Consider the following 7,096-nt stretch of genomic DNA (forward strand, 5'->3'; position numbering starts at 1 on the left):
GTACATCAGGTCCAGCAGCGTCTGTGACGCAGCCGGCGCGAAGGCCAGGGTCTGTGCGGCGATGAGGGAAGGGGCGGTTGCGGTCGTCATGCGGGTCTCTCAGGTCAGGAAGTCACGGCCACGAGTTCGGGCTTCACGTCGGACATGCTGCCGGGGACGTAGATCGAGATCGATTGCGCCTGCAGCATGCGTTCGTACATCTGTCCCTTGGCCTCGATGGCGAAGTACACGGCGTCCGGCCGCACGGGGACGGCCGCCGGCACCTGCGGCGCGTGCACGAGGCGCACGCCKGGCATCGCGGACAGCACGAATTTTTCCACGTCGTCCGGCGCGCCGATCTTCAGGCGCAGCGGCACCACGTCCACCCGTTCGCTGGCCGGCATGTCGCCTGCCACCGCCAGGTAGAACGTCGTCTTGTCGTCGATCTTGCCGGAATCGAGCATGCCATGCCAGTACGACGGCTTCACCTCGCGCAGCGCGATGGCGAAGTAGCGCGACGAGATCACGGTGTCGAGCAGTTCGCGGATGATCTGGTGGACGGTGGCGAACGCCGGACCCGGATCGTCGTGCCGGTAAGGCGGCAGGTCGGCGAGCGTCCAGCTTTTCGAGAACGTCATCAGGCTGCCGGCCAGCGACAGCAGTTGTTCGTACAGGCGTTCCGGATGCAGCGACGGATGGTGGAAATAATGCGCCAGCGTCGCGCACGCCGTGCTGGCCGTATGCAGGAGCCAGAACGACGCCATGTCGCCCGAGCGGAATTCGATCACATGCCGGCTCGGCTCGCGATGATGGCCGTACAGCGCGCTCACCTTGGCCTGCAGCGCGTCGAGCAGGCGGCGCAACTGCAGGAACAGCTGCGGCGCGCTCCTGATCGTCAGGCTGGGTGGCATGAACGCGGCATCGGGTTCGAACCCGCCCGTGGCGGCGCGGCGCAGGCGCAGCACGGGCACGTGGACGTAGGCGTCGAGCGGTTCCGCGTCCGACACGAGGCGCACGGTCTTGCGCAGATACGTCAGGCGGGCGCTCGCGGCCTCCGTGTACAGGTCGGGCGTGTCGCGGTCGAGCTGGCGGAAGCGCGCCGCGTTCGCCTTTTCCGTCCCGTGCGCGCCGCCGTTCGCGCTGAAGTTGGCGCCATAGGGCTTGAAGCCGGGCAGGGCGGCATGGTACGTCACGGTCTGCACGGACTGCGGCAACTGGCCGAGGTCGACGGCATCCGGCAACTCGTCCGCGCCCGGCGCGGCATACAACTCCCCGTCCGGAAAACGCAGCGACAGCTCGAGCACGCGCAGCGTCTCGTTCGCCAAAGCGTCGCTGTCGACCTGCAGCGCGCCCACGCCCCAGGCATAGGGGTGCAGCAGCGCGGCCGTGCGGTGCAGCCGTTCCTCGTGATAGTGGTCCTGTTGCTGGAAATGCTGGGGGCGGAGGAACAGTCCCTCTCCCCATAAGATTTTGCCGCTCATGCGTTCGTCATCCCCGGTGCCGCCGATTATCAAAATGGCAGAAGGGTAACATTTCTTACGCATTTGTAGCGCACGGCTATGACACAAATTTTCCTGGTGATAATTCGTGAACATTCTTTGGGGATAGACGAAATTCTTTTGGGTTACAACCGCAATCATAGGGAAATAGTGGAAATTGGTGAGTATTTCACTTTTCACCGACACGCGTACGATTGGCAAAAATTATGAGGTTGATCAAAAAATCATTTCTGATAATATAAAAAAAGTTTTACAAAGTTGATGCGAAGGCATCATTTTTTTTACATTGCGAGGACCCGCATGACCCCTGCATTCCCAGCCGGCCGGATGGGCCGTTTCATCGGCGCCGCCGCCTGCGCCATCGTGCTTTCCGCCTGCTCCACGACGAAGCCCGTGGTGGTCGAGAAGGCGCCCGTCCCGACGATGGAAGAACTGCTCGCCAAGGCCAACGAGGCCAGCAGCGCCGGCCGCAAGGAAGACGCGGTGACCTTGTGGAAGGAAGCGGCCGCCGCCTACCCGGCCGACAAGACGCCGTGGTCGAGCATCGCGCAGACCCGCTACGACGCCGGGCAGTACGGCGACGCCATCGTCAGTGCCCAGGAAGTCCTCGTGCGCGATCCGAACGACCGCCTGGCCAACAGCATCATCGCCATCAGCGGCCTGCGCCTGTCGACCCGCGCGCTGGCGGACCTGAGCCGGCAGAACAACCTGTCGGGCTCGATCCGCACCGAATCGCAGGATCTCGCGAAGCTGCTGCGCGAAAGCCTGGGCGAACAGGTGCTCGTGCCGCCGCCGGTGCCCGCCGCGCCGGCCAAGGCCGTCGCCACCAAGGGTCGCGTCAAGCCGAAGGCGAAGCCCGCGGTGGCGGGGGCAACCGGTGCCGATCCGTTCGGCGCGCTGAAATAACTCTTACGTCCAACTCTCGGGAACAGTCCATGTCCAGAAATTCCAGTGTGCAGAAGAAACTGCAGAAAGTCCGCCCGCCGCGTGTCCAGATGACCTATGACGTGGAGATCGGCGACGCGATCGAGAACAAGGAACTGCCGCTGGTCGTCGGCGTCGTCGGCGACTTCGGCGCGAATCCGGACGCACCGCAGAAACGCCTGAAGGAGCGCAGCTTCGTCGGCATCGACCGCGACAACTTCGACGAAGTGATGAACGGCGTCGCCCCGCGCGCCGCCTACCGCGTAAAGAACGAGCTGACGGACGAGGGTGGCGAGTTCGCCGTCGACCTGACGTTCCGCTCGATGGACGACTTCCGCCCCGAGGCCGTCGTGAACCAGGTCGAACCGCTGCGCCGGCTGCTCGAGGCGCGCACGAAGCTGGCCGACCTGCGCAACAAGCTGGCCGGCAACGACAAGCTCGAAGACCTGCTCAACGACGTGTTGAACAGCACCGAAACGATGGCCCGCCTGGGCCAGCAGACGACGAAGGAATGAGCATGGCCGCGATACTCAACGAAGGAACCGCGGCCGCCGCGACGCCYGCTCTCGAAGCCGATCTGCTCGACCGCATCGTCGAGCAGAGCAAGGTCGCCAAGTCGGGCGCCGAGCATGCGCGCGCCCGCGACCTGATCGCCGAACTCGTGAACCAGGTGATGGAGGGCACGGTCGTCGTGTCCGACAACCTGGCGGCCACCATCGACGCCCGCGTGGCGGAACTGGACCGCCTGATCTCGGCCCAGTTGTCGGCCGTGATGCACGCGCCCGAATTCCAGAAGCTGGAGTCCAGCTGGACGGGCCTGAATTACCTCGTGCGCAATACGGCGACGGGGCCGAACCTGAAGGTCAAGATGCTCAACGCGACCCGGCGCGAGCTGGTCAAGGACTTCCAGAGTGCCATCGAGTTCGACCAGAGCACCATGTTCCGCAAGGTCTACGAAGAGGAATTCGGCACCTTCGGCGGCGCGCCGTTCGGGGCGCTGATCGGCGATTTCGAGATCACGCGCCAGCCGGAAGACATGTATTTCATCGAGCAGATGTCGCACGTGGCCGCCGCCGCGCACGCACCGTTCATCTCGGCCGCGTCGCCCGAGCTGTTCGGCCTGGAGAGCTACGCCGACCTGGGCAAGCCGCGCGACCTGTCGAAAGTGTTCGATACGGTCGAATACGCGAAATGGAAGGCGTTCCGCGAGTCCGAGGATGCGCGCTACGTCGGCCTCACCTTGCCGCGCTTTCTCGGCCGCCTGCCGTACAACCCGGCCGACGGTGCCACCACCGAGGGCTTCAACTACGTCGAGGACGTGGACGGCACCGACCACCACAAATACCTGTGGTGCAATGCCGCGTACGCGTTCGGCACCAAGCTGACGGGCGCGTTCGAGGACTATGGCTGGTGCGCCGCGATTCGCGGCGTCGAGGGCGGCGGCCTCGTGGAAAACCTGCCCACGCATACGTTCAAGACGGACGAGGGCGAGATCGCGCTGAAATGCCCGACCGAGATCGCCATCACGGACCGTCGCGAGAAGGAGCTTTCGGACCTCGGCTTCATCTCGCTCGTCCACTGCAAGAACACGGATTACGCGGCGTTCTTCGGCGCGCAGTCGGCGCAGAAGGCGCGCAAGTACGCCAGCGACGCCGCCAATGCGAACGCCGTGCTGTCCGCGCAGCTGCAATACATCTTCGCCGTCTCGCGCATTGCCCACTACATGAAGGCCATGATGCGCGACAAGATCGGCAGCTTCGCCGCCGCGGCGAACGTCGAGGACTTCCTGAACCGCTGGCTCACGCAATACGTCCTCCTGGACGACAACGCGAGCCAGGAACAGAAGGCGCAATTCCCGCTGCGCGAGGCGAGCGTGCAGGTCTCGGAAGTGCCGGGCCGTCCCGGCGTGTACCGCGCCGTGTCGTTCCTGCGCCCCCATTTCCAGCTCGACGAGTTGTCCGTGTCGCTCCGATTGGTCGCGGAGCTGCCCGCATCGAGCAATGCCTGACCAACCCCATCAACCTGGTACAACCTGAAAGGAAGAGAACAACATGGCAATCGACGTCTACCTGCACATCGACGGCATCAAGGGCGAGTCCGCCGACAACGCGCACAAGGACTGGATCGAGGTCAAGAGCGTCCAGTGGGAAGTCCTGCAACCGAAATCGGCCACCGCATCGACCGGCGGCGGCCACACGGCCGAGCGCACCGAGCACAAGGACATCGTCGTCTCCAAGCTGGCCGACCTGGCCACGCCGATCCTGCTGCAGACCTGCTCGTCCGGCAAGACCATCCCGAAAGCGAAGTTCGAGTTCCTGCGCGCCGACGGCCAGGGGGAGCGCGTGAAGTACTTCGAGATCGAACTGGAAAATGTCCTGATCAGCAGCGTGTCGCCGTCCGTCGAGCCGGGCAACATCCTGACCGAAGACGTGGCAATCAAGTACTCCAAGGTCAAGTGGAAGTACACGCAGCAAAAGGTCAATGGCGGCACGGGCGGTAACACGTCGGGCGGCTGGGACCTGTCGGCCAACAAGATCGCCGCCTGATGGCGCACCGGCACGATGTCCGCCAAAGGTTTCATGCCCGGGCTGTTCGACCGGCTCATCGAGCACTCCGGGCAGGCTCCGGCGGGCACCGTGCCGCGCGTGTCGCTGGAAGAGATGAAGGATTCGGTGGCGCGCGACCTGGAGGCGCTGCTGAACACCCGTACGGTCGCGCCGGAAGATGCCTTCCGGCGCTTCCCCGAGTGTGCGCGCTCCATCGTCACGTACGGCCTGCACGACTTTGCCGGACTGTCGCTGTCGAGCTTCGACGACCGCGCCTTCATCTGCCGCAGCCTGGAGGCCGCCATCGCGCGCCACGAACCGCGCCTGCGCAATGTGCAGGCCCGGCTCGAACTGCGCGATGACGCCGTCAACCGGCTGAATTTCTCGATCACGGCGCTGATGGTCGTGAGTACGGCCCACGAACCCGTGAATTTCGACGCCGTGCTGCAGCCATCGAGCCAGCATTACACCATCAGCAAGGCACGCCGCCAGGCGGTGCCGGGAGCCTGAGTTGGACCAGTTACTACCGTATTACGAACAGGAGCTCGGCTTCCTGCGCCGCCACGCGCGCGAATTCTCGGAACGCTATCCCAGGATCGCCGGCAAGCTGCTGGTCGGCGGCGAGGTGTGCGAAGACCCGCACATCGAGCGCATGATCGAATCGTTCGCCCTGCTGAATTCGCGCATCGCCAAGCGCCTGGACGACGACTACCCGGAATTCACCGAGGCGCTGTTCGAGGTGCTGTATCCACACTACCTGCGCCCATTCCCGTCCTGCTCGATCGCGCGCATGGACTTCGGTCCGGCCGCCGCGCAGCCCGGTGCCGCCGGCGAAATCCCGCGCGGCACGCAGCTCGCGACGCGGCCGGTGCGCGGCGCGCCGTGCATCTTCCGCACCGCCTATCCCGTGACGGTGGCCCCGCTGGCGCTGACGCATACCCGCTTCGACGCCATCCTGGACGCGCCCGATGCCGTGCGGCCGCCGCCGCAGGCCGCGGCCGCGATCGCGATCACCCTGTCCGCGACGGGCGCGGCATCCATCGCGGCATTGCAGCTGCCCACCTTGYGCGTGTTCATCGACGGCGAACCTTCATTCTGCGCCGCGCTGCGCGATGCGCTGTTCATGCGCGCCGTGTGCGCCTGGGTGGAGGGCGATGGCGACGGCCGCTGGGTGCCGCTGCCCGCCGTGCCGCTGCGGCCGGCCGGCTTCGACGACGACGACGCGCTGATCGATTTTCCGGCCCGCTCGCACACGGCATACCGGCTTTTGACCGAATACTTTTGCTTTCCCGAGAAGTTCAACTTTTTCGACATCGACCTGTCCGCGCTGGCGGCGGCGCTGCCGCATGGCAGCCGCACCATCACGCTGCACCTCGGCCTGTCGGGCCTGCGCGCCGATTCGAACACGGCACGCATCCTCGGCCAGCTGTCCGCCACGAACCTGCTGCTGGGCTGCACGCCCGTCGTCAACCTGTTCCGCCAGCGCGGCGAACCGATCCGGCTGACCCATACGACGGACAGCCATCCCGTGCTGGCGGATGCGCGCCGTGCCTGGGCGTTCGAGGTGCAGTCCATCGACAGCGTGCGGCTCGTGCGCCAGACGCCGCAGGGCGAATCCATCGTCGAGTTCCGGCCGTTCTATTCGCTGCGCCACGGCCAGATGCCGGACAAGAGCGGCCATTACTGGATCATGCGGCGCGATCCGCTGCTGGCCGAGAAGAGCCCCGGCTACGAAACGCAGATTTCCGTCGTCGACATCGACTTCGACCCGGCCGACGTGGAGACGGACACCCTCAGCATCGAGCTGACGTGCACGAACCGCGACCTGCCGGCCGCGCTGGCATACGGCGTGCGCGGGGGCGACCTGTTCCTCGAGGGCGGGACGACCGTGCAATCCATCGCCTTCCTGCGCAAGCCCACGCCGTCGTACCGGTTCGAGCGCGGACGCGGCGCGCACTGGCGCCTGATTTCGCACCTGTCGCTGAACCATCTGTCGTTGTCCGGCGGCGGCATCGATGCGCTGCGCGAGATGTTCGCGCTGTACGACCTGCCGCGCTCCCCGGCGTCGCAACGCCAGATCGGCGGCGTGCTCGCCGTCGAGCACCGGCCGGCCACCGCGTGGCTGCCGGGGAATCCGTTCGCCTGCAT

General features: G+C 65.6%; 7 protein-coding genes. 6 read left to right on the forward strand and 1 reads right to left on the reverse strand.

Features of this window, described 5'->3' with window-relative positions; genetic code table 11:
* Positions 1–104: 104 nt before the first annotated feature.
* Positions 105–1,460 (reverse strand): type VI secretion system baseplate subunit TssK, encoded by a 1,356-nt coding sequence (gene tssK, locus AC1DYX_RS25460; RefSeq protein WP_477264063.1) that lies wholly within the window; start codon positions 1,458–1,460, stop codon positions 105–107.
* A gap of 318 nt (positions 1,461–1,778) precedes the next feature.
* On the opposite strand from tssK, the gene AC1DYX_RS25465 reads away from it, so the two are divergent.
* The 6 genes from AC1DYX_RS25465 to tssF form a co-directional block, all read left to right on the forward strand.
* Positions 1,779–2,384, forward strand: coding sequence for an outer membrane protein assembly factor BamD (locus AC1DYX_RS25465; RefSeq protein WP_477264065.1), 606 nt, complete (start codon positions 1,779–1,781; stop codon positions 2,382–2,384).
* A 29-nt stretch (positions 2,385–2,413) separates the two neighbouring features.
* Positions 2,414–2,917 carry a type VI secretion system contractile sheath small subunit gene (gene tssB / locus AC1DYX_RS25470; RefSeq protein WP_477264067.1) on the forward strand — a complete coding sequence of 168 codons (504 nt, stop codon included), beginning with the start codon at positions 2,414–2,416 and terminating at the stop codon, positions 2,915–2,917.
* Between the two features lie 2 nt (positions 2,918–2,919).
* The gene (gene tssC / locus AC1DYX_RS25475) at positions 2,920–4,410 is read left to right on the forward strand and encodes a type VI secretion system contractile sheath large subunit (protein WP_477264069.1); all 1,491 of its coding nucleotides are present in this window, start codon (positions 2,920–2,922) and stop codon (positions 4,408–4,410) included.
* 43 nt (positions 4,411–4,453) lie between these two features.
* Positions 4,454–4,948, forward strand: a complete 495-nt coding sequence (locus AC1DYX_RS25480; RefSeq protein WP_477264071.1) for an Hcp family type VI secretion system effector — start codon at positions 4,454–4,456, stop codon at positions 4,946–4,948.
* A 15-nt stretch (positions 4,949–4,963) separates the two neighbouring features.
* Positions 4,964–5,458 carry a type VI secretion system baseplate subunit TssE gene (gene tssE, locus AC1DYX_RS25485; RefSeq protein WP_477264073.1) on the forward strand — a complete coding sequence of 165 codons (495 nt, stop codon included), beginning with the start codon at positions 4,964–4,966 and terminating at the stop codon, positions 5,456–5,458.
* A gap of 1 nt (position 5,459) precedes the next feature.
* On the forward strand, positions 5,460–7,096 hold a 1,637-nt coding region (gene tssF / locus AC1DYX_RS25490), incomplete at its 3' end, for a type VI secretion system baseplate subunit TssF (RefSeq protein ID WP_477264075.1).

This window comes from Massilia sp. P2_C2 (genome assembly GCF_056404615.1).

Coding starts and splice junctions, on each gene's coding strand:
- AC1DYX_RS25480 (WP_477264071.1), top strand. CDS start 4,454: ATGGCAATCGACGTCTACCTGCACATCGACGGCATCAAGGGCGAGTCC.
- tssE (WP_477264073.1), top strand. CDS start 4,964: ATGTCCGCCAAAGGTTTCATGCCCGGGCTGTTCGACCGGCTCATCGAG.
- tssB (WP_477264067.1), top strand. CDS start 2,414: ATGTCCAGAAATTCCAGTGTGCAGAAGAAACTGCAGAAAGTCCGCCCG.
- AC1DYX_RS25465 (WP_477264065.1), top strand. CDS start 1,779: ATGACCCCTGCATTCCCAGCCGGCCGGATGGGCCGTTTCATCGGCGCC.